The organism is Halalkalicoccus sp. CG83 (assembly GCF_037081715.1).
Taxonomy (GTDB): domain Archaea; phylum Halobacteriota; class Halobacteria; order Halobacteriales; family Halalkalicoccaceae; genus Halalkalicoccus; species Halalkalicoccus ordinarius.
Genome location: NZ_JAZDDH010000002.1, coordinates 398210 through 418766, shown reverse-complemented (window position 1 = coordinate 418766; position 20557 = coordinate 398210). Strand labels below are relative to the sequence as shown.

The window sequence follows — 20557 nt, the reverse complement described above, 5'->3', positions numbered from 1 at the left end:
CGAGGGGTATGGGGCTTATCGTTCCGCGACGAACAGCGTCTCGCCCGGCAGAGTGTGTCGGGATACGGGGACCTCGGGAGCGTCGCCCCCGAGCGTCGTGAAGAGGAAGTCCGCTCCCGTCCGTCGGGCGAGCGACCACGCGGGGCGGTGGAGTTCGGGCGGGAGGTTGAGCGCGTAGATCGCCTCGACGTCCGTGTAGACCGACGGGTCGGGACGGGTAACGTCGTCGCGAACGAAGCGTACTCCGTCGGGGACCGACCGCCGGTGGACGTCGGTGGCGACGACCCGCGTACCGCTCGCAGCGAGCGCCGCGGCGACGTCGGTCCGGCGGCCGATGCCGATCTCGGCGAGTCGCTCGTACGGGTCGAGCGCCGCCACGAGCGCCGCTTGCGTCCGCGATTTCATGGCCGTGGTATTTATCATTCGCCACCCCATATCCCTTTTCATGCATGTCGACATCGTGCCGGTCGGGGAGCTTCCCGCGGCGGTGAAACGGGAGGCTTCGACGGGGCTACGGTCGGTGTATGACTGTGACGTTACCGTCCACGACGAGCAGTCGATCCCCTCCGGCGCGTACGACTCGAGCCGCGATCAGTACCGAGCCGAGGAGTTCATCGAACTCGCGAGTCGGATCGGGTCGGGCGAGAAGAACATCGCGGTGACCGCGAAGGACCTCTTCTACCGGCGGCGAAACTACGTCTTCGGACTGGCCTATCTCGACGGCAACGGCAGCGTCATCTCGACCTACCGGCTCCAGACCTCGAGCGACGGCGGTTTCTCCGAGAAGAGCGCCGGCGAGATCTTCGGCGATCGGGTTCGGAAGGAGGTCGTCCACGAGATCGGCCACACCCTGGGATTGGAACACTGCGACAACAGCCGCTGCGTGATGAACTTCTCCCCCACCGTTCGCGAGGTCGACATCAAGGAGGAGAACCTCTGTGGGACCTGTCAGCGATCCGTCCTCTGAGGCGAGGGTTTGATCCGCCGTCGTCTCCAACCGATGGACATGGCGCTCTCCGACGAGACGACCGAGGAGCTGTTATCGGCGTGTCGAACGACCGTAGGCGACGAGCTACGCAGCATCACCTACTTCACCCCCGACGAATACGACCACCTCTATCTGCGTGAGGACCTCGAACGAGGCGACGACCCCGAGGCGTTCGTCGAGAACGAACGGCAGGGATTCTCCAGCCAGCGGACCTACGAGTGGTCCGAACTCGGGGAGTACGAGTACACCATCCGCGTGTTCACGGCGGGACACCTCGTCCGCGTGATCACCGACGACGAGGGAGTCTACGTGACGACCGGCGACCTGACGATGGACCGCTTCGGCGCGCTCGTCGAGGCGATCCAGAGCATCCTGAACGAGGAGTAACGGGTCGACGGAACGCCAGCGTCGATCCACAGTTGACGCCGCAGAAACATATTTATTACTATATTTATATGTATGTTATATGGAGCGAAGACAGTACATCAAGGCGACGGGTGCCGCGGTGACCGGCAGCCTGCTGGCCGGCTGTGCCGCCGGCGGCTCGAAGGACGCGGCCGACGAGGGTGACGCGAACGACGACGGCGAGGAGAGCGGGTCCGGCGAATCGGGGACGGGAACGCTCGCGACGAGCGTGACCGACCAGCCCGTCGACATCGACGACTTCGAGTCCTGCGTGGTCACCGTCGATGGGATCTGGGTCAAGCCCGCGAACGCCGACGAGGAAGGCGACGAGAACGAGACGGACGACGACGGGAGCGATGAGGACGAAACGGACGAGAACGTGACCGACGAGGACGAGCCCGAGGAGCCGGAAGTTGACGCCTACGAGGGACACGACCACGGACCGGACGACGGGAGCGACACGAACGAGACGGCCGGCGACGACGGCGAGAACGCGGCTGATGACGAGGGAGACGAGAACGAGACGGCCGGCGACGACGGAACCGGGGACGCGCCCGACGAGAGCGGGGGACGATACTACGTCGAGTTCGACGAGCCACAGGAGGCGGACCTCGTTCGGCTCCAGGGCGTGAACACCCAGCTGATCGACGAGACCGAACTGGCCGTCGGCGAGTATCGGTTCCTCCAGCTCAACGTGAGCGGGGTCGAGGGCACGCTCGCCGACGGCGGCGAGGCGGAGGTCAAGACGCCCGGCAACGCCCCCCTACAGTTCCAGCACTCCTTCGAGATCCGCGCGGACGAGGTGACCCGATTCATCGCGGACTTCGCCCCGGTTCGACTCGGACGCGGCAACCGCTACCTGATCAAACCGGTCGCCACCGGAACGCAGGTACTCTACGGCGACGAGGAGTACGATCCGGAAGCGGGAGACGGGGGCGGATCGGACGGGTCCGATGGCGCATCCGGGACCGACGACGGTGACGAGGGTACGGGCGGCGACGAACGAGCTCCCGACGACGACGACGGCTCCGGGAACTGACCGCTAACGCGCACACCAGCCGCCGTCGACGTTCAGACAGGTCCCGGTGACGTACGAGCCCGCCTCGCTCGCGAGAAAGACGACGGGCGCGGCGATCTCCTCGGGCTCGGCGAAGCGTTCGAGCGGCGTCCGCGAGAGCAGCGACTCGCGTAGTTTCTCGTTCTCCATCGCCTCCTCGGTGAGTTCGGTGGCGACGTAGCCCGGCGCGACCGCGTTCACGCGGGTCTCGGGCGCCCAGTCGATCGCCGTGCTCTTCGTCAGCCCGACGAGACCGTGTTTCGAGGCGACGTATGGGTGTTGGCGCGGCAGGCCGACGACGCCGCCGACGCTCGCGACGTTGACGACCGATCCCAGCTCGCGCTCGGCCGCGACCTTCGTACAGAGGAAGGCACCCCGGAGGTTGACGTCGAGCGTCCGGTCGTATCCCTCCATTTCGATGGCCTCGGGCGTTCCGAGCGCGTCGTCGGGGTTGATCCCCGCGTTGTTGACGAGGACGTCAGCCGATCCCAGTTCCTCGTCGACCCGGTCGAACAGCTCACGAACGCCGTCCTCGTCTGTCACGTCGGTCGGATGGACGAGCGACTCGCCGCCGCGGTCCTCGATCTCCTCCGCCACCGTTTCGAGCGCGTCCTCCGAGCGGGCCGCGGGCACGACGTCCGCGCCGGCCTCGGCCAGTCCGAGCGCGATCGCCCGGCCGATGCCGCGGCTCGCGCCGGTGACGACGGCGGTTCTGTCGGAACAAGCGAACGCGTCAAGGATCGACATGCCGGGGCGTCGACCGGGAGGGGCTTAAGCGCTCGGTCGACGCTCCGTTCCCCGAACTCCCGGTCCCACGCTCGAACCCTCAGTCGATGACGGTAACGACGGTTCGACACGGCCGTTCGGGAGCTGTGATCTCGAAACTCCGCTCCTCTGTCGATACCGATCCCGTCGATCCCGCCGACAGCGCGCCAGCGCCGAGGGGCTTCAGATGGTTCGCCCGTTCGCGTGGAACGATCCCGCAGAATTCGGTCAGGGATATACGTTCCACGGTTCTACGGCGGCGGGCTTGGAGATATGGGTCACGAGCTACCCCGCGATCGAGCCGTGGTCCTGGGCGTCGACCTCTCCGGCGGACGGATTCGATCGAGGCGATGGAAGTAGGGAGAGATTCGACTCCGGAGCCGTACGAGTTCCCAAAAAGGAAGAGTAGCTGCTAGATCCGTTGAAACCGCCGTCCACCGCCTTAGAGGCGGGTGACGTTGGTCGCCCGGGGGCCCTTGGGGGCCTGTTCGATGTCGAACTCGATGTCTGTACCTTCTTCGAGGTCCGGACCGCCAACGTCCTCCATGTGGAAGAATACGTCGTCGTCCGCGTCGTCCGTCGAAATGAAACCGTAGCCGCCAGTGTCGTTGAAGAAATCAACGTTGCCTTTCGCCATTACATATGAACACAACGGAGACATACGTATAACGCTTCCGAGATAATATAACCCGTGTTCATTCACCACACGGACGGCCTCACGATGGATTCACGACCGGCCGAACCGGCGCGGTAGCGAGCGACTGGAGCGCTACGGGGCGTAGTAGTACTCGCCCTGGCGCTTCTGTTCGCGATCGAGCTGGCTGTCGGGTTTGTTGATCCGCGGGCGGCCCGTGCGTTCGTCGCGCCGGAACGTCACGTCGAGGTTCGAGAGGAACTCGTTCATGCCGTCGCGCATGCCTTTGGGCTGGCTCGCGCGACCCTCGTGTGCGGGCTCGCCGTCGAAGACGAGCAGTCGGTCGGCGAGCAGGTCGATCATGTAGATGTCGTGGTCGATCACCAACACGGTGGCGTCCTGGGTCTCCGCGTATCGGCGGATCGCCCGCGTGGCGAGCACCCGCTGTTCGACGTCGAGGTGGGCGGAGGGCTCGTCGAGCAGGAACAGGTCTGCGTCCTCCGAGAGACACGCCGCGATCGCGACGCGCTGGCGCTCGCCGCCCGAGAGGTCGGTGAGGTCCTGCTCCATGATCCGCTGGAGCTGGAGGGGTTTTGCGATCTCGGTGTTCCAGTGTGAGCTGCCGAACCGATCGGTGATGGAGGCGAGGAAGGCGTCGACGCGCATCGGCTTGTCGATCTCGACGTACTGCGGCTTGTAGGAGATCGAGAGGTTCGTCTCGAACTCGCCTTCGTCGGGCTCCAGGCGGCCCGCGAGCAGCTTCGCGAACGTCGACTTGCCGATCCCGTTGGGGCCGACGATGCCCAACACCTCCTCCTCTCGGATCGTGCCGCCCTCGACCGAGAGCGAGAAGGCGTCCTCGCCGTAGGACTTCTCCATCGAGGGGTAGTCGACCAGGGAGGGACTGCGCGAGACCGTCCGGGGGGCGTGGCGCGCGAACTCGATCGCCTCCGGCCTGATCCGCATGTTCTCGTTGTCGAGGTAGCCCTGGAGATACTCGTTGATCCCCTTTCGGACCGACTTGGGCGAGGTGATCACGCCGTAGGCGCCGGGTTCACCGTAGGCGACGTGGAGGTTGTCACAGAGCAGATCGAGGATGGCGAGGTCGTGTTCGACCACGAGCATCGATCGGTCGCCCTCCTCCGCGAGTTCCCGGACGAGCCGAGCGACGGCCACTCGCTGGCTGATGTCCAGGTAGGGAGTGATCTCGTCGAGGAAGTAGAAGTCGGCGTCTCGCGCCAGGCAGGCGGCGATCGCTACCCGCTGTAGTTCGCCGCCCGAGAGCTCGTCGATCTCCTGGTCGATCACCGGCGTGATCGAGAGGCGCTCGACCAGTTCCTCGAGTACGCCCCGTTCGTCGGTGTGCTCGAGGAGCTCTCGGGTGTTGCCGTCGAACTGGTCGGGGATCCGATCGACGTACTGGGGTTTGCGCGCGACCGAGACCTCTCCGTCGCGCACTTCGCGGACGTAGTCCTGAAGCTCGGTGCCCCGGTAGGCGTCGAGGACGGCGTCCCAGGAGGGGTCCTGCTGGTAGTCGCCGAGGTTGGGCGTCATCTCGCCTGCGAGGATCCGCACCGCGGTGGACTTCCCGATCCCGTTGGGACCCAGGATACCCGTTACTTGCCCCTCGATCGGGATCGGCAGCCCGTAGAGCGAGAAGGCGTTCTCGCCGTACCTGTGGACGGGATCGTCCTGGAGCTCCTGGGGAAGGTTGATGATCTCGATCGCGTCGAACGGACACTTCTCGACGCAGATCCCGCAGGTCTCGCCCAGACAGATCTCCTCGGAGATGCGCACCTGGTCGGGGCCGCCCTGATCGGCGTCCTCGCCGCGAAGCGTGATGCACTCCTTTCCGGTGCGGTTGGGCGGACAGAAGTTGGCACACTCATAGTTACACCGGTCGGGCTGGCACCGATCCAGATCGACGACGGCGATGCTATCGTCGGCCATGTCAGATCGTCACTCCCGTGGTGAGCAGGATGCCCCAGGTGACGAACCAGAGACAGAAGCTCATGAAGCCGATGAAGAGCTTGTCCTTCGTCGAGAACTCCTCGACGATCCCCGTGATCGAGAGCAGGGGAAACTGGATCAGTACGAACGCGGCCAGGATCGCGAGCGCGATGGGATCGCCGGCGTCCGCGGCGAGCGCCGAGGAGGCGATCCCCGCGGCGATCCCCGCGAGCGAGCACAGTGCGGTGACCGTCACCGCCCGCACGTGGGCTGACCGCTGCTCGATCGCTTCGGTTGCCATGCGTATCGGTCGGCCGTCGGTACGCAAAAACCGTTCGTTTCGGCGTGTGAGGCGGATGATCAACCTTTATGCTCGTGGCGCCTCTTGACTCGGTGTAATGGCTGGATCAGACGCGGACTCCTTGGAGGATCTCCCCCCGAGTGCGAAACTCGTCTTCAAGGTACTCGAGTACAACGGCTCGCTCACGCAGAAACAGATCGTCAGCGAGTCGATGCTCTCGGCCCGAACGGTCCGCTACGCGCTCGAACGTCTCGAGGAGATCGAGATCGTCGACGAGGACATCTACTTCGCGGACGCCCGGCAGAACCTCTACACGTTGAACGGCGACGCCGTCGTCGCCGACGGCGGCCCCGACGAGGCCTGCTGTGCCGAGTGACGGCTGAGCCGATCGACCGCTCCTGAACTCTTCGTCGCGACGACCGTGATCCGCTGACTCCGGTCGATCGCCCGTTTCAGTTCATCCGCAATGGCGCTACTCCGCGAGACCTAACTGTCACACGCTGACCTTTTTCGGCTCGGATTCGCTCCGTTCACCCTCGCGCAAAGACCTCCTCCAAAAATCGCTCGTTACCGCCTCACTCGGCGACGACCGTGATCTGCTGATTTCGGTCGATCGCCCGTTCCAGTTCGTCCGCGATGGCACTGCCCCGCGAGACCTGGATGTCGCCACCGCGGCCGACGGTCGCCGTGAAGAGGTACTCGCCGCCGGCCTGTACCTCGACGGTCTGACCGGCAGCGGCCTGGTCGGTCTCGATGCGGACGTGTCTCGAGGTGATCTCCGGGACGACCACCTCGCCGTGTCGCTGCTGGGGACTTTCGCCGCCTCCGCTACCGCCGCCCGAGCCGTAGTTCGGGTTCTCGTCGTGGGTGCGGACGTCGATGTCGATCCCCAGCCTGTTCTCGACGTCGGTGATCCGGCCGCCGCCCTTTCCGATCACCGAGGAGATGTCGTCGTCCTCGACGTAGACGATCGCACAGTTCGACCCCTGAAGCTCGACGTCGACGTGGCCGCGGGCGATCGAGCGGATCTCGCGTTCGATCTCCTGGCGAGCGATTCGATCGACGCCACCCTCCTCCTCTTCCTCCCCTCCGTCGAGCGGGACGGTGACGACCTGGCGGTTGAACGTGTAGATCTCGTAGGCGGGCTCGTCCGTCTCGAAGTCCCGGATGACGATCACGGGACGCGCGAGGTCCTCCTCGGTCAACCCTGCCGGGACCTTCACCTCGGTGGTGACGTCGTAGACGGTGTGGACCTGTCCGGCCTCGATGTAGACGACGGTGTCGACGATCTGGGGGATCATGCCGAGTTCCACGCGGCCGACCAGCCGCTGGAGCGCGTCGATCGCGCGGGTGGCGTGGACGACGCCGATCATGCCGACGCCCGCGAGGCGCATGTCGGCGAACACCTCGAAGTCGTTGGTCTTCCTGACCTCGTCGTAGATGGTGTAGTCGGGTCGCACCATCAACAGCGAGTCGGCGGTCTTCTCCATCGAGCCCCCCAGTTCGGTGTACTGGGTGATCTCGGGGCCGACCTGTAGATCGCGGGGCTTCTCCATCGTCTTCACCGAGTACTCCGATTCGGAGAGGAAGCCGGCGACGGCCTGGGCGAACGTCGATTTACCTGCCCCGGGCGAGCCCGAGATCAGGATGCCGCGCTGGCGCTCGAGCATGCGCTCGCGAAGCTCGTCGGCGAACGCGTAGTCCTCGAGGTCGGTCTTCACGAGCGGGCGGACCGCGGTGATCTCGATCCCGTCCGAGAACGGCGGCCGGGCGATCGCGATCCGGTAGTCGCGAAACTGGACGATCCGCATTCCGGGCTCCGAGAGCTCGATGAAGCCCTCGGAGGACTGTTTGGCGCCGTTCTCGATCTCGCGGGCGATCTCCTCGATCTCCTCCTCGGTCTGGACCTCCTCTCGAACGCGCTCGAAGCGCATCTCGCCGACGTTGCCGCGCTTGGCCATCGGCTCGACGCCGGCCTTGAGATGGACGCTCATCGTCTGCTCGTCGAAGTACTCCTCGACGTCGAGGGTCCCGACCTCCTCGACCACGGGAGCGATGTACTCGACGTCGAGGCCCTTCGCCTGTGCGACCTCGCTCTGGACGATGTCGCTGGTGACGAAGCGTGCCTCGTGTTCGGCCGCCATGTCACGGATCAGCGCGTCGATCTCGCCCTCGGCAGCCTGGCCCCGTTCGATGACGTCGGGCCGCCGACCGATGTACTGCAGATCGATCTCGCCGGCATCGGCCAGTTCGGCCAGCGCGTTCAGCTCCTCTAACCCGTTCCATCCGCTGTCGATCCCCTCGTTGGCCTGGTGTTCGAGCTCGCTGACGACCGCCTCGGGGATGAGCACCGTCGCCCCGCCGAACTCGCCGTCTCGGATCCGCTCGGAGACGCGGCCGTCGATGACCACGCTCGTGTCCGGAAGAATCTTCATGGCCGTCCGTATGGCCGGATCGTTGATAAGGGTATTTCATCGATCGGTCGGTGGTGGCGTAGGGCGGACGGCCGATCGGCCGTTCAGGGCCGACGGAACCTGTAGCGCAGCTCCTCGCTCTCGACGGTGATCTCGCCTCCGTGGTGGTCGAACTCGAGGGTCTCGACCGCGGCACCGATCTCGTAACACGGCACGCTGTCTTCGACGTGCTCGTCCGCGCGAACCTCGATCGCGGCGCTGCCGACGCTACGGCTCGCTGCGTCGCTCTCCGTGTGAAACGCTCCTCCACACAGAACCGTTCGGGTTCGGCGGTGATCGCGTCCCAATCGGTGATCGTGACGGGTCGGCGTGGCTCTTCCGTACCGTTCGTAGGCGGCCCATCGGGATAGCGGTCGGTCCACGCAGTTCGGCGACACGCAGTAGACGGCATCACGCTGACGGGCATCGCCGACCTACCGGGAGGCGATGCTCGAACTCTACCAGGCGGAGGACTGCCCGCACTCCCAGGACGTCCGCGGGAAACTGACCGATCTGGGACTCTCGTACGTCGCGCACAACCCCCGAACCCACGAGGGCGAGGTGAGAAACGAGACGACGCGGGAGGCGATGGAGGCGATCGGCGGCGAGGACCAGATCCCGTTTCTCGTCGACACCGAGTGCGGCGAGACGCTCTACGAGAGCGACGATATCGTCGAACACCTGGAGGAACACCACTCGTGAGCGATCCCGATCTCGGCCAGGTCCGGACGGAGCTCTACCCTCGATCGTAATCCATCGAACGAGTTCGCTGAGCGATTCCGACGAATTCGCGTAGACAGTTACGATCGACGGTAGACAGCACGCCCGCGAGGAGGACACGGGCGACCTCAACGAGCCACTGAACGGCCTCGCGCAGGCGACCGAGCGCCTCGAGAGCGAGGGGAACGACCCGAAGCCCGATCGTCTGGAGTCGATCCACGACGAGCTTACCCGCCCCCAGGAGGACGGCGAGGAACGAAGCTCCTCGGGCAGCCGGACGCAGTCCGGCGACGACGAGGGCGAGCTACAGGAGCACCTCCGGCGGGCGTGCGATCAGGTCCGCGCCTACCGCGAGAACGCCGACGAGCTGACCGAGGAGTGAGGTCTAAGGCGACGCCCGCCCTCGACTGGATATGACCGCGAGCGAGAGCACCACCGACGTGTCGGAGCTGACCCGGGAGCTCGTCTCGATCCCGAGCCACGACGACGAGACCGCCGCGGGCGACGCGATCGAGTCGTGGCTCCGTGTCGAGACGGACGCCGACGTCGAGCGTGACGAGATTGGCAACGTGTTCGCCCGTCGAGGAACGGGCGAACGATCGCTCGCGTTCGTCGGCCACCACGACGTCGTTCCGCCGGCGGACGAACAGACCGAGGACGGCGAGTACGTCGTCGAGGAGCGGGACGGTCGGCTCTACGGACGAGGCACCGCCGACATGAAGGGGTCGCTCGCGGCGGCGATGTGTGCGTTTCGCGACAGCGGGTTGCCAGGTGGCTCGAACGGCCGGACGCAGTCCGACGACGCGGAGCCCGGCACGGAACTCGTCTTCGCGAGTTTCGTCGGCGAGGAGCGCGGCGGTGTCGGCGCGCGTCACGCGATCGAGAACGGCTTCTCACCCGAGTTCGCGGTCGTCGGTGAGGGCTCGACGAACTACTCCGAAGAGGGCCTCACGGACGTCGTCGTCGCCCACAAGGGCCGGCGCGGGAGCACGATCACCGCCCGAGGAGCCGCCTCGCACGCGAACGAACCCGAGGCCGGCGAGAACGCGATCTACCGAGCCTGCGATGCCGTCGAACAGGTCAGATCGATGGAGGTACCGAGCGTCGAGGTGTTCGGCAACCGGCTGTCGGGGACGGTCGTCGTCACCGAGATCGACGGTGGGTCAGCGATGAACGTCGTCCCCGACCGCTGTTCGGTTACGGTCGACGAACGGACGGTCCCCGGCGAGCGCGCCCCCCTAGAGGAGGTCGCCGGCGAGGGCGTCGAGTGGAGCGTCGATCAGGACCTGCGGCCGATGCAGTGTGCGGACGAGGCGTTCGCGGATCGGATGCTCGAGGCCGCACGGGCAACCCAGGACGGCGAGCCTGAAGCGGTAACGAAACCTCACGCGACCGACGCCGGCTGGCTCGCCGACGCCGGCACGGCGTGTCTGATCTACGGCGCCTCGGAGCCGGGCGAGGCCCACACGGCGACCGAGAGCGTCTCGATCGACGTCCTGGAGCGGTGTTATCGTGGGTATCGCGCGATCGCCGAGACGGCCCATACGGGCTGACGGGGAGACGACGCGGGGGGAAACCGCAGACCTTTCCGCGTGGACCGCGTAGCGCCGCCAGATTTGAGTCGATCGCAGATTCCAGACCAGCCACCCCGCAGGAACGAGCAGTCGGGGTTGCGACGGTCACAGAAACTGCTGTTAGTCGCAGGCGTGGTGCTGTTCGTCGTCGGCCTCCTCGCGACGTTCGGACTCCCGGCGTTCGATCTCGGCCTCACCGGCTCGTCCGGGGAGGACACGGGCGAGGCAGCGTCGGGAGCCAACGGGACCGGAAACGCCGACGCAGGCGGATCGGCGAACGAGTCCGATAACGGTACCGACGCGGACGCGGACGGCGACGGAGCGAACGGGTCCGATGACGGCTCGGACGATCCGGACGGCCAGACCGGAGCTACCGAACCCGACGAGAACGACGAGGCCGGCGGGAGCGATCAGACGGACGAGAGCGGCGATGAAGGAAGCCCGCTCATCGACTTCGGCGGCGACGACGCTGAGAGCGGTGCTTCGGACGGCGACGGCGCGGACGAGCAGACCGACGAGGACCAGACCGGCGATGAGGAGCCCGCGAACGGGGCGGACCAGGGCGAGGAGACGCCGACCGGCGAGAGCGATCAGGTCGAGTCGGGACAGGACGACGGGGATACGGAGACGAACGATGAGCAAACCTCCGGCGGCGAGCAGGCCGACGAGAACGCTCCGTCCGAGAACGGCGGCCAGAACGACCAGACTGATGGCGGCCAGACCGACGACGGCCAAGACGACCAAACCGATCAGGCCGACGCGGGCGGGCAAACCAACGAGGAGGATGGGACGACCGACGGAGACGGTCAGAGCGGCGAGAACACGCAGACCGAAGACGACCAGACGGCCGCGGGCGATAGCCAGACCGAGGCCGACCAGGCCGACGAAGGCCAGACCAACGGAACGAACGACGACGCGAACGACGAGGACGAACAAGTCGGTGAGAACGGGACGAACGACGAGGGAGACGGGAACGCCGGCAGTGGCCAGAACGCGGGCGGCGATCGGACCAGTGAAGCGAACGACACGACCGGCGAGAGTGGACAAACCGGCGATGGGGGAGAGCAGAACGAGGGAAATGAGAACGGCGGTGACCAGGCCGACGCGGACGATCAGCCCGATGACGGGAACGAGACGAGCGACGAGGCCGGACAGACGAGCGATCAGGTCACCGGCGGGAACGATCAGGACGGGGAAAACGAGAGCAGCGGCGACGCCCAGGCCAGCGGGGAGGATCAGAACGAGGGAAATGAGAGCGACGGCGACGGTCAAGCCGACGTGAGCGAGCAGGCCACCGACGGAAACGAAACGAACGATGAGGACGGGCAGACGAGCAGCCAGGCTAGCGGAGGAGACGATCGGAACGAGGGAAACGAGAGCGGCGGTAACGATCAGACCGACGGAGGGGGCGATCAGGACGAGGGAAATGAGAACGGCGGCGACGACCAAACCGACGCGGACGAGCAGACCGGCGACGAAACCGGCGGAGGCGAGGGGGCGGACGGCGACGATCAGGCGACCGGTGACTCGGGCGCCGATGACGACGGCGACCAGAACGGGGACCAAGCGGGCGAGGACTCCGGGAACGACGGGGCCGAGTCGGATGGGGACGACCCGGTCGATGAAGAGGAGGAGGCGCCGAGCGACGGAGAGCAGACCGGAGAGGGTCAGAACCAGGACGATGCGCCGCCAGACGGCGTACCGCCGGAGCAGCCGCCCGACGACGCGCCGGGAAGCGGTGACGCTGGCGGAGACGACGGCCCGCCGGTCGGGAACTGAACCACGCCGTCGCCACGAACGGGAGGTGAATCGGATCACCGCAACCGCCGCGTTCATGATCGACCGTTCCCAACCGCGGGTCATGGCTACGGAAGCCGCGGCCGACGAACGCTCGACCTACGAGCGATTCCTCGAGAAGGTCCGTCGCATCGAGAACCTCGGCGCGGGCGCGAGCATGCTCCGGTGGGACCAGGAGGTCAAGATGCCCGACGAGGGCATCCAGGCGCGCTCCCAGCAGCTCTCGACGCTCTCGGCGGTGATCCACGAGGAGTTCACCGACGAGGAGATGGGTGAGTACCTCGCGGAGCTCGAGGGGGCCGATCTGGATCCGGATCAGGCGGCCGTCGTCCGCGAGGTGCGCCGGGAGTACGAGCGAAAGACCCGCGTTCCGACCGACCTGGTCGGGGAGATCTCGCGCACCACCTCCGAGGCGCTCCCTCAGTGGAAGGAGGCGAAGGCCGAGGACGACTTCTCGATCTTCGCGCCCGTCCTGGAGGAGCTGCTCGAACTCAAGAAGGAGTACGCCGAACACATCGATCCCGACGCCGACCCCTACGCGGTGCTGTTCGCGGACTACGAGCCCTACATCGAGCTCGAGACGGCCGAGGAGATGCTCGCTCGACTGCGCGACGAACTCGTCCCGCTGGTCGACGAGATCGCCGACAGCGACGCGGAACTCGCGACCGACGCCTTCTCCGGCGAGTTCGACGAGAACGTCCAGGAGGAACTCGCCCGTGACGCCCTCGACGTCCTCGGATACGACTGGGACCGGGGCCGGCTCGACACCGCGCCGCATCCCTTCTCGATCGGCAACCAGTTCGACGCCCGCGTCACGACCCGGTTCGACGCCACCGACCCCCTCGGCGGGCTCACGAGCACGATCCACGAGTTCGGCCACGCCACCTACACGCTCGGGTTGCCCGACGAGGAGTACGGAACGCCGCTCGGCGACTCGCGCGACCTCACGGTCCACGAGTCACAGTCCCGCCTCTGGGAGAATCACGTAGGTAGGTCACGAGCGTTCTGGGAACTCTTTCTCCCCCGCTTCCAGAAGCGGTTCCCCCAGACCGCCGATCTGGAGGTCGAGGAGGCCTACGAGGCCGCAAACCAGGTGTACGACGACAACCTCATCCGGGTCGAGGCGGACGAGCTCACCTACCACATGCACATCGTCCTTCGGTTCGAGATCGAGCGCGAACTCATCGAGGGCGATCTCGACGTCGAAGACGTGCCCGAGGCGTGGAACGACCGGATGGAGGAGTATCTCGGCGTCCGCCCGGAGACCGACGCGGAGGGCTGTCTACAGGACATCCACTGGAGCCACGGCTCCTTCGGCTACTTCCCGACCTACTCGCTGGGGAGCGTGCTGGCCGCCCAGTTGTTCGCCCACGCCGAACGGGAGATCGACGACCTCGAGGGGCGGATCCGCGAGGGCGAGTTCGACCCGCTTCGCGACTGGCTCGGGGAGAACGTTCACCGCCACGGCTGTCGCTACACCACCCCGGAGCTGATCGAGGAGGCGACCGGCGAGTCGTTCACCGCCGACCACTTTCTCGGGTACGTCGAGGAGAAGTACGGCGAGCTCTACGACCTATAGCGTCGCGACCTGACCCGGGATCAGCCGCCCGACGCATCGAACCCCCACGACACGATCACCGTGATCGATCAGCTCTCCGTCCGGCATACCCCGTACCCGTCCGCCCGACATCGGCAGTCCCTCCGGCGTCGCCAGATCGACGCCGATCCTCGGGGCGGGGCTCTCGCTTCTGGTCTCCGCGACCGTGATGGCGATACGACTACCGAATCCCCGAATGGACTAGCACCGAGCTACTCGGCGGGGCCGGAGCCGCGCTCGTGGCGATCGGCGCCCTTCTCGGAGATCGTACTCTCGTTGCGGGGGCTTCGATAACCCGGATCGCTCGACGGGCCGACCGCCGCCAATCCACACGTCAGCCGTTCGACGGTGGGTTCCGACGCTTTACGGCTGTTCGGAGAGCTCCTCGTCGTCTACCTCGTCGTGTTGCTCTCCGTGTTCCTCCAGTTCCTGCTGGGACTCGAACGTCTCGTTACAGATCGCACAGCGGAACTCGTCGTCCTCCTCGGTCTCGTCGTCGTCCCTGGGATCCTGCACCATGCGGTCAGACACCACGGCAAGAACTATCAAGCACGACCCTGCAAGCGACGGACGTTTATCCGAAAGACCGGCGAAACCGCCGAGAGAAGAGCAGTTGAGCGAATCGGGTCGCGGCGGGCGGCTTTACTACGCGGGCCGTCCTACACTCGGAGACGTGCTCGTTACCCACGACTACCACACCCACTCGACGTACTCCGACGGAACGGGGCTGCCGTGGATGGTCGCCGCCGCCGAGGAGGCGGGTCTGGATGCGATCGGCTTCGCGGACCACTGCAACGTCTCCGAGCGCGAGTCGGCGGTTCGCGAGAAGTACGAGAAGGGCTTCAACCTCGATCTGACCTACGAGCGCCGCCGAGAGGCGATCGAGGGGCTCCGCGAACGGACCGATCTGACGATCTACGACGCCGTCGAGCTCGACTACGATCCGCGCGACGAGGAGGAGATCCGGACGTTCCTTGCGGAGACGGGGTTCGACTACGCGCTGGGGAGCGTCCACGACCTCGACGGCACGGACGTCCAGGACCCGGCACAGTTCGACGCGATGGCCGACGAGGACTGCCGGGCGGTCGTGGACGCCTACTACGAGGCGCTCGTCGAACTCGTGGAATCGGAGCTGTTCGCCGTCGCCGCCCACGTCGACCTGGTCGAGCGTACCCCCCCGCTCCGTGGGTACGCCGGCGAGGAACACTTCGAGGCGGTCGCCGACGCCTTCGAGCGCTCCCGGACGGTCCCCGAGATCAACGCCGGGAGGATCCTCCGGAAGTACGGCGAGTTCCACCCCGCCCCCGACTTCCTCGCGGCCCTCGACGAGCGCGGGATCCCCTTCGTCGCCGGCTCGGACGCCCACTCGCCGGAGGAGCTCCGGGATCGGCTGCCCGAACTCGAGGAGCGCTTCGCCGAACTCGAAGTGGAGCCGGCACGTCCGCTCGGTTAGCGCTCACCCGGGTGGAGTCGTACGGACCGGAGCCGCTAGGTCTCGAAGAACGCATCCTCGCGGGGACTACTGGCGACGTGCGAATCGGTCCGGCTCTACCGTACTACAACCGATCGTCGGTCAACCGGAATCGGGAATCGCCGGTCCGACGGTCGGCTGACCGGTGGACGACCGTATGAGCCGTTTCGACGTGGTGCTGGATCGCTCGTGTCGTACGGTCGCCTCCATCGGGCTCTTCATCGCTGTCGGTCCGCCAGCCGCAGTCAGCACAGTAGTGTGCGTCGTTCCGGTGGTCCCTCGTGGGCGGGGTCATCTCACTGGGGCAGGGCTGCTACTCTCCCGCGGCTCTCGTCCTTCGACCGCTCGGCGTCGCGGTCCATCGATTCGAGCGCTTCGATACCGTCGTGGATCGTCCGGACGTCGCCGTCCTTCACGTGGGGATAGACCGCTCGAAGCTCCTCGCCGGCGTGGATGGCGAGCGTGATGAGCGGCGTGACGATCCGTCCGCGCCGTCCCTTCCCGTCGTCCGCGGGTTCGCCGGAGCGTCGATCGAAGGCGGGACGGAGCGTACAGCCCTGCTCGGTCGCCCACTGCTCGTACTCCGCCACCGTCTCGCGCGTGCCGTCCGGATCACGATCTCCCGTCCGCGTGATTCCCATCGACCCACCCCAGACGTCGACGTCGAGATCGGCGATCGAACCCTCCTCGTCGAGCGTCCGGAGGCGATCGACGACCTCGGTCTGTGGGAGGTTGAGTCCGGACGGGCCCAGCGTCCGCAGCCGTAGAACCGCCCGGATCGCATCCTCGGTCATGGTTTTCCTCCGTTCGACGCCCGCTCCCGGCAGGCGTGCTCGGTCCCTGCACGGTCGACGAGTGTGGTGTCGGAGGTCTCGAACGCGTCCGGGAGTTCGAGGTCTGATTGCGGCCGATGCTGTCGATCGCTCTTCATGGAGCAACCGTCGCTCGCCAGTCGTGTAAGTACACACCTTGGTACGTAACCGTCTTCAGATCCAGGGGAACGGAGACGACGGAAACGACCGATCCACCGGCGCTCGGCGTGTCCCCGGGTCCGTTCAGTTTCGCCGCTTCGAGATGGACGACGCAACCGGCAGTGCTCAGTCGAGGACGCGTTTCAGACGCTGTGAGTCGATCGGGAGACCGTCGAGGGCCTCCCGAACGTCCGCCGTCCGAACGGCGCCGGTGGCGAACGCGGCGCCGACGAACGCCACGAACCCGGCCGGCGGGACGAGAATCAGGGAACGGACCGGCGACTGGATCAGCGCGTCGACTCCGAAGATGACCGGGGCGGACGCCAGAGCGGTAACGATGACCGCCCGCGGTCGGAGGTCGGCGAGCGGGTCGAATCCGATCCGGCGGGCGCTCCAGACGTGGAAGACGAACATCGACCCGTAGCCGATGCTGGTGGCGACGGCGGCACCCCGCATTCCGTAGAGCGGAATGAGGGCGACGTTGAGCAGGAGGTTCATTCCCGCGGCGACGCCGGTCGCGGCGATGAGTACTCGGAGCGCGCCTCGCCCCTGGCCGATCGCCAGGATCGGCCGGACGACGGCGAACCCGAGCGCCCCCGGCAGGAGGAGAAGGAGGGGAACGACGGCCGGCGTGAACTCCGTCCCGAAGTAGAGGCCGACGAACGCGTCGGCGAGCGCGGCGATACCGAGCGCACACAGCACCGTCAGGAGGACGGTGTAGCGGGTGACCTGGCCGGCGATCCTCGTGATGCGCTCGAGGCGTTCGTCAGCCCACATCTGGGAGCTGCTCTGGAGCAACAGCAACTGGATGGCGAACGGCGCGAACCAGAGGAACTCCGCGACGACCAGCGCCGCCTTGTAGTAGCCCGTCTGTTCGCTGCCCGCCAGCGGCTGCAACAGGAGAATGTCGACGTGATACAGCGAGGTCATCAACAGCACGAGGACGATACTGAGCCCGTTGAACGAGAGGAGTTCACGGCGGGGGAACGCCGGATCGAGCGGCTTTACGAGGTGACCGAGCGAGAGGTGTCGTCGAACGAGCGCAACGGTCCCGATCGCACAGACGACGGTCGCCAGGAGGTAGCCGAACAGCACGCCGCCGACGCCGTAGCCGACCCACGCAAGCGCCACGGCGAAGACGCCGAACAGCGCCTTCTGGACCACGACGAACGGCTCGGAGTACGCCTCCTGGCCCAGTCCCATCAGCGTTCCGCGGCCGATCTGGTAGACCTGGACCCCGAGGATCAGGAAACAGAGCAGATAGAAGTACTCCCGAAACCCGGCCCCGAAGACCCGATCGACCACGCCCAATCGGACGATCGCGAGGGTCGCGAGAATGGCGACGGCCGAGAAGAGCGCGCCGATCCGGGTGTAGAACGCGAAGACGTGCTCCGTCCAGAGTTCGGTCGAGCGTTCCTCGGAGACGTACTTCCGGATGCCGTCGAAGACCCCCGAGTTGACTGCGATCATCACCATCCCCAGCAGCGACATCATCACGGCGTAGTCGCCGTACTGGGAGGCGCCCAACAGCCGGACCAACACCGGCGTTATCATCATCGAGAGCAGGAGATCCCCGATCCGCCCGCTGAAGACGGAGATGAATCGAGTGAGCAGTGACTGATCCATCCGAGACGGTTCACTGGTTGTGAACAGGGACGCATAAGCATAGGTGATGTTACGTTAGCAACGGTTGTTTTTGTCATAGAGGCGTCTACATATCGGATCGAGGATCGCGGTAGTGAAGACCGGTCGATCGCCGAAAGAGAGCGCCTCCGGCCGAGAGATGAGGCCGTCTCGAGGGCGGAGGGAGCTACGCTCGGACGCGGAATGGGAGAACGGATGAGCTCGCCCATCGCCTGCGTTCCGGTCATCAGAACCGGGCGTGCGTTCCCTCCGGTCGGCTGCTTCGACGGCGCCCGACGTCTTTACGGGTCGATACCGACGTCCTCGGGCGCCGATTCGAGGAAGGGATCGAATCGGACGTTCGCGACGCCGGGGTCGAGCGACTCGCTGATCGCGTCGCCGTCGCCGTCCGCGGGGCGGCCGGTTCCGGGATCGGTGAACGGTTCTTCCGGGTCGCCGTAGCTCGAGGGGCCGTTCGCCGCTCCCCAGTAGTTCTCCGTCGCCTCGACGACGTCCTCGATCCGGAAGTCGTCATCGGTCTCGCCGACGACGTCGCTGAAGAACACGTCGGGATTGTGGATTCCATAGACCTCGTTGCCACAGATGGCGTTGTGGTGGTAGTCGTTCCCGCTCGTGAAGAGGGCGCTATGCACCACTCCGTTATCGTTTCCGACGATCCGGTTGTAGCCGAACGTGTGCTCGTGGGTTTCATGTCCGAGGCGGACCCCCGTCGCGTTCGACTCGATGTCGTTGTGTTCGATCACGTTATCTGCGGGCCCGCCGTAGACGTCCGGATCGCCGTACGTGTTGAATCCGGCGCCGTTCTCGATCAGTCGATTGTTCTCAACGTCGATCCCGTTCGCCCAGTAGTAAAACCCGATCCCATCGGCGTTATCTCGAGCGACGATGCCGGCAATACGGCCGTCTTCGACCGCTTCGAACCGAACCCCGATTCCGAACCCGGTCACGTGGACGTCCTCTACGACGACGTTCTCGACCGCCTCGAGGTTGTCGCCGGAATGATGGAGAAACGAGTTGACGCCGATGGCATGTCCCTCACGGCCGTTCCCTTCTTGAGCGGCGTGGCCGTCGATGGTGTGACCGTTGCCACGGAGGGTGACATCGCTGGCTCGAATCTCGATGCAGCTGACGTCCTCCGGCCCGGCCTGCGTCGGATCCTCGGTATCAACGACCTCATCGGGTTCGATGTCCGCGACGAGTTCGTACTCGCCAGGTTCGTCGATGACGGTACACGAGTCGATCTCGGTCGTTTCATCGTGCTCGTTCGCGCCGGCCGTACCGGTGGCGGCGAGACCGAGTCCGACGGCCCCTACCGTTTGCAAGAAGCGCCGGCGATCGTGTGTGCTGTCCCGTCGAAGACGGCTGGTGTTGTCTCTCTCCATCGCTCCGTAGGCGACATCGCTTGACTGGTTAAAATAACTGTATGTAAAGCAAAACACCAATGTCAGAGCATAGACCAACGAATCAACGCGGTCCGAAAGCCTCCTCCCGATCACGAACGGCGAGGGAGAACCGACCGATATCTGACGGCCTCGACGAGCGGTCGCGGTCGGCCCGTCCGACTACCCGAGCCGCTCGTCGACCCACTCGGCGACGTCCTCGATCTCCTCGGGCGTGGTGCCGTGACCGGCCCGGTAGCGCTCGAACCGGACGTCCGCGCCGGCCTCGCGCAGCAGCGTGGCGGCGCGCTCCGCTCGTTCTGCAGGGATGATCCGATCGGTCTCGCCGGCGCCGACGAAGACGGGCTTGTCCGCCGCCGCCTCGACGCGGTCCTCGTGGGAGGCCGCCAGGTAGCCGTTGAGCGCGACCACCCACGCGTAGCGTTCGGGCCGCTCGATTAGCGCCGAGAGGCTCGTGATCGCCCCCTGGCTGAACCCCAACAGCCCCACCCGTTCGGGGTCGAGGTCGTAGGAGTCGATCGCCCAGTCGACGAACTCGTGGATCAGGTCGAGACTGCGCCGGAACCCCTCCTCGTCGGGCTGGCTGGCGTGGAGCCCCCCCGCCGAGAGGTCGAGGTCGTACCACGTGTAGCCGCCCTGGAGCCGATCGGGTGCGCGAACGCTGAGGACGTGCAGCGAGCCGGGCAACCGCTCGGCGATCGGCAGCAGGTCGTGTTCGTCCGCGCCGCGGCCGTGGATCACCACGACCGCCGGAGCGGCGTCCTCGACGGGGTCGTCGGGTTCGTTGCTGACGTGAACGAGCGGCGAATCGTCCATACGGCGAATACGGT

22 protein-coding genes are annotated in these 20557 nt (G+C 66.1%); 10 read left to right on the top strand and 12 right to left on the bottom strand.

What is annotated here, in order from left to right; genetic code table 11:
• Nucleotides 1-15: 15 nt before the first annotated feature.
• Complete coding sequence (locus V0Z78_RS15715) at nt 16-405, bottom strand: UPF0146 family protein (RefSeq protein ID WP_336345615.1); 390 nt, start codon at nt 403-405, stop codon at nt 16-18.
• A 40-nt stretch (nt 406-445) separates the two neighbouring features.
• Here V0Z78_RS15715 and V0Z78_RS15710 point away from each other — a divergent pair, with 40 nt between their 5' ends.
• The 3 genes from V0Z78_RS15710 to V0Z78_RS15700 all read left to right on the top strand — a co-directional run bounded on the left by V0Z78_RS15710 (nt 446) and on the right by V0Z78_RS15700 (nt 2432).
• On the top strand, nt 446-967 hold the full coding sequence (locus V0Z78_RS15710; protein ID WP_336345614.1) for an archaemetzincin family Zn-dependent metalloprotease: 522 nt from the start codon (nt 446-448) through the stop codon (nt 965-967).
• A 39-nt stretch (nt 968-1006) separates the two neighbouring features.
• Entirely contained in the window at nt 1007-1375 is a 369-nt protein-coding gene (locus tag V0Z78_RS15705) for a DUF7522 family protein (protein ID WP_336345613.1), read from the top strand.
• 79 nt (nt 1376-1454) lie between these two features.
• Entirely contained in the window at nt 1455-2432 is a 978-nt protein-coding gene (locus V0Z78_RS15700; protein ID WP_336345612.1) for a DUF4382 domain-containing protein, read from the top strand.
• A 3-nt stretch (nt 2433-2435) separates the two neighbouring features.
• Here the strand turns inward: V0Z78_RS15700 and V0Z78_RS15695 are convergent, their stop codons facing one another.
• From V0Z78_RS15695 to V0Z78_RS15680, 4 genes are all read right to left on the bottom strand, one after another.
• Entirely contained in the window at nt 2436-3191 is a 756-nt protein-coding gene (locus tag V0Z78_RS15695; RefSeq protein ID WP_409338753.1) for an SDR family NAD(P)-dependent oxidoreductase, read from the bottom strand.
• Between the two features lie 466 nt (nt 3192-3657).
• Nucleotides 3658-3852 (bottom strand): cold-shock protein, encoded by a 195-nt coding sequence (locus V0Z78_RS15690; RefSeq protein ID WP_006087767.1) that lies wholly within the window; start codon nt 3850-3852, stop codon nt 3658-3660.
• A 132-nt stretch (nt 3853-3984) separates the two neighbouring features.
• Complete coding sequence (locus V0Z78_RS15685) at nt 3985-5799, bottom strand: ribosome biogenesis/translation initiation ATPase RLI (protein ID WP_336345610.1); 1815 nt, start codon at nt 5797-5799, stop codon at nt 3985-3987.
• 1 nt (nt 5800) lies between these two features.
• Nucleotides 5801-6100 carry an EMC6-like membrane protein gene (locus V0Z78_RS15680; RefSeq protein ID WP_336345609.1) on the bottom strand — a complete coding sequence of 100 codons (300 nt, stop codon included), beginning with the start codon at nt 6098-6100 and terminating at the stop codon, nt 5801-5803.
• 97 nt (nt 6101-6197) lie between these two features.
• On the opposite strand from V0Z78_RS15680, the gene V0Z78_RS15675 reads away from it, so the two are divergent.
• Nucleotides 6198-6476 (top strand): helix-turn-helix domain-containing protein, encoded by a 279-nt coding sequence (locus V0Z78_RS15675; RefSeq protein WP_336345608.1) that lies wholly within the window; start codon nt 6198-6200, stop codon nt 6474-6476.
• Nucleotides 6477-6675: 199 nt separating this feature from the next.
• Here the strand turns inward: V0Z78_RS15675 and V0Z78_RS15670 are convergent, their stop codons facing one another.
• Complete coding sequence (locus tag V0Z78_RS15670) at nt 6676-8535, bottom strand: PINc/VapC family ATPase (RefSeq protein WP_336345607.1); 1860 nt, start codon at nt 8533-8535, stop codon at nt 6676-6678.
• Between the two features lie 83 nt (nt 8536-8618).
• Nucleotides 8619-8861: a hypothetical protein gene (locus V0Z78_RS15665; protein WP_336345606.1), complete on the bottom strand. Its 243-nt coding sequence runs from the start codon at nt 8859-8861 to the stop codon at nt 8619-8621.
• 139 nt (nt 8862-9000) lie between these two features.
• Between V0Z78_RS15665 and V0Z78_RS15660 the strand changes: the two genes are divergently transcribed.
• The 4 genes from V0Z78_RS15660 (at nt 9001) to V0Z78_RS15645 (ending at nt 14223) form a co-directional block, all read left to right on the top strand.
• Entirely contained in the window at nt 9001-9255 is a 255-nt protein-coding gene (locus V0Z78_RS15660; protein ID WP_336345605.1) for a glutathione S-transferase N-terminal domain-containing protein, read from the top strand.
• Between the two features lie 431 nt (nt 9256-9686).
• Complete coding sequence (locus V0Z78_RS15655; protein ID WP_336345604.1) at nt 9687-10826, top strand: M20 family metallopeptidase; 1140 nt, start codon at nt 9687-9689, stop codon at nt 10824-10826.
• A 63-nt stretch (nt 10827-10889) separates the two neighbouring features.
• Complete coding sequence (locus V0Z78_RS15650; RefSeq protein ID WP_336345603.1) at nt 10890-12626, top strand: putative sodium/potassium/calcium exchanger; 1737 nt, start codon at nt 10890-10892, stop codon at nt 12624-12626.
• Between the two features lie 82 nt (nt 12627-12708).
• Nucleotides 12709-14223 carry a carboxypeptidase M32 gene (locus tag V0Z78_RS15645; protein WP_336345602.1) on the top strand — a complete coding sequence of 505 codons (1515 nt, stop codon included), beginning with the start codon at nt 12709-12711 and terminating at the stop codon, nt 14221-14223.
• Between the two features lie 381 nt (nt 14224-14604).
• Here V0Z78_RS15645 and V0Z78_RS15640 read toward each other — a convergent pair whose 3' ends face one another.
• The gene (locus V0Z78_RS15640) at nt 14605-14760 is read right to left on the bottom strand and encodes a C2H2-type zinc finger protein (RefSeq protein ID WP_336345601.1); all 156 of its coding nucleotides are present in this window, start codon (nt 14758-14760) and stop codon (nt 14605-14607) included.
• Between the two features lie 154 nt (nt 14761-14914).
• On the opposite strand from V0Z78_RS15640, the gene V0Z78_RS15635 reads away from it, so the two are divergent.
• Complete coding sequence (locus V0Z78_RS15635; protein ID WP_336345600.1) at nt 14915-15694, top strand: PHP domain-containing protein; 780 nt, start codon at nt 14915-14917, stop codon at nt 15692-15694.
• 314 nt (nt 15695-16008) lie between these two features.
• On the opposite strand, the gene V0Z78_RS15630 is transcribed toward V0Z78_RS15635, so the two are convergent.
• The 3 genes from V0Z78_RS15630 to V0Z78_RS15620 all read right to left on the bottom strand — a co-directional run bounded on the left by V0Z78_RS15630 (nt 16009) and on the right by V0Z78_RS15620 (nt 19274).
• Nucleotides 16009-16506, bottom strand: a complete 498-nt coding sequence (locus V0Z78_RS15630) for an HTH domain-containing protein (protein ID WP_336345599.1) — start codon at nt 16504-16506, stop codon at nt 16009-16011.
• A gap of 303 nt (nt 16507-16809) precedes the next feature.
• Nucleotides 16810-18309, bottom strand: a complete 1500-nt coding sequence (locus V0Z78_RS15625) for an oligosaccharide flippase family protein (RefSeq protein WP_336345598.1) — start codon at nt 18307-18309, stop codon at nt 16810-16812.
• A 299-nt stretch (nt 18310-18608) separates the two neighbouring features.
• The gene (locus V0Z78_RS15620; RefSeq protein WP_336345597.1) at nt 18609-19274 is read right to left on the bottom strand and encodes a NosD domain-containing protein; all 666 of its coding nucleotides are present in this window, start codon (nt 19272-19274) and stop codon (nt 18609-18611) included.
• Between V0Z78_RS15620 and V0Z78_RS15615 the strand changes: the two genes are divergently transcribed.
• Nucleotides 19275-19733, top strand: a complete 459-nt coding sequence (locus V0Z78_RS15615) for a hypothetical protein (protein ID WP_336345596.1) — start codon at nt 19275-19277, stop codon at nt 19731-19733. It begins immediately after the preceding gene.
• A gap of 156 nt (nt 19734-19889) precedes the next feature.
• Here the strand turns inward: V0Z78_RS15615 and V0Z78_RS15610 are convergent, their stop codons facing one another.
• A complete protein-coding gene (locus tag V0Z78_RS15610) occupies nt 19890-20543 on the bottom strand; it encodes an alpha/beta hydrolase (RefSeq protein WP_336345595.1) in 654 nt (217 codons plus the stop codon).
• Nucleotides 20544-20557: the final 14 nt, after the last annotated feature.

Excerpts from the sequence above, each read along its gene's own strand:
- V0Z78_RS15685 (WP_336345610.1), bottom strand. The coding sequence starts at position 5,799 with ATGGCCGACGATAGCATCGCCGTCGTCGATCTGGATCGGTGCCAGCCC.
- V0Z78_RS15680 (WP_336345609.1), bottom strand. The coding sequence starts at position 6,100 with ATGGCAACCGAAGCGATCGAGCAGCGGTCAGCCCACGTGCGGGCGGTG.
- V0Z78_RS15710 (WP_336345614.1), top strand. The coding sequence starts at position 446 with ATGCATGTCGACATCGTGCCGGTCGGGGAGCTTCCCGCGGCGGTGAAA.
- V0Z78_RS15630 (WP_336345599.1), bottom strand. The coding sequence starts at position 16,506 with ATGACCGAGGATGCGATCCGGGCGGTTCTACGGCTGCGGACGCTGGGC.
- V0Z78_RS15690 (WP_006087767.1), bottom strand. The coding sequence starts at position 3,852 with ATGGCGAAAGGCAACGTTGATTTCTTCAACGACACTGGCGGCTACGGT.
- V0Z78_RS15645 (WP_336345602.1), top strand. The coding sequence starts at position 12,709 with ATGGCTACGGAAGCCGCGGCCGACGAACGCTCGACCTACGAGCGATTC.
- V0Z78_RS15625 (WP_336345598.1), bottom strand. The coding sequence starts at position 18,309 with ATGGATCAGTCACTGCTCACTCGATTCATCTCCGTCTTCAGCGGGCGG.
- V0Z78_RS15610 (WP_336345595.1), bottom strand. The coding sequence starts at position 20,543 with ATGGACGATTCGCCGCTCGTTCACGTCAGCAACGAACCCGACGACCCC.
- V0Z78_RS15660 (WP_336345605.1), top strand. The coding sequence starts at position 9,001 with ATGCTCGAACTCTACCAGGCGGAGGACTGCCCGCACTCCCAGGACGTC.
- V0Z78_RS15700 (WP_336345612.1), top strand. The coding sequence starts at position 1,455 with ATGGAGCGAAGACAGTACATCAAGGCGACGGGTGCCGCGGTGACCGGC.
- V0Z78_RS15715 (WP_336345615.1), bottom strand. The coding sequence starts at position 405 with ATGAAATCGCGGACGCAAGCGGCGCTCGTGGCGGCGCTCGACCCGTAC.
- V0Z78_RS15670 (WP_336345607.1), bottom strand. The coding sequence starts at position 8,535 with ATGAAGATTCTTCCGGACACGAGCGTGGTCATCGACGGCCGCGTCTCC.
- V0Z78_RS15705 (WP_336345613.1), top strand. The coding sequence starts at position 1,007 with ATGGCGCTCTCCGACGAGACGACCGAGGAGCTGTTATCGGCGTGTCGA.
- V0Z78_RS15640 (WP_336345601.1), bottom strand. The coding sequence starts at position 14,760 with ATGGTGCAGGATCCCAGGGACGACGACGAGACCGAGGAGGACGACGAG.
- V0Z78_RS15675 (WP_336345608.1), top strand. The coding sequence starts at position 6,198 with ATGGCTGGATCAGACGCGGACTCCTTGGAGGATCTCCCCCCGAGTGCG.
- V0Z78_RS15655 (WP_336345604.1), top strand. The coding sequence starts at position 9,687 with ATGACCGCGAGCGAGAGCACCACCGACGTGTCGGAGCTGACCCGGGAG.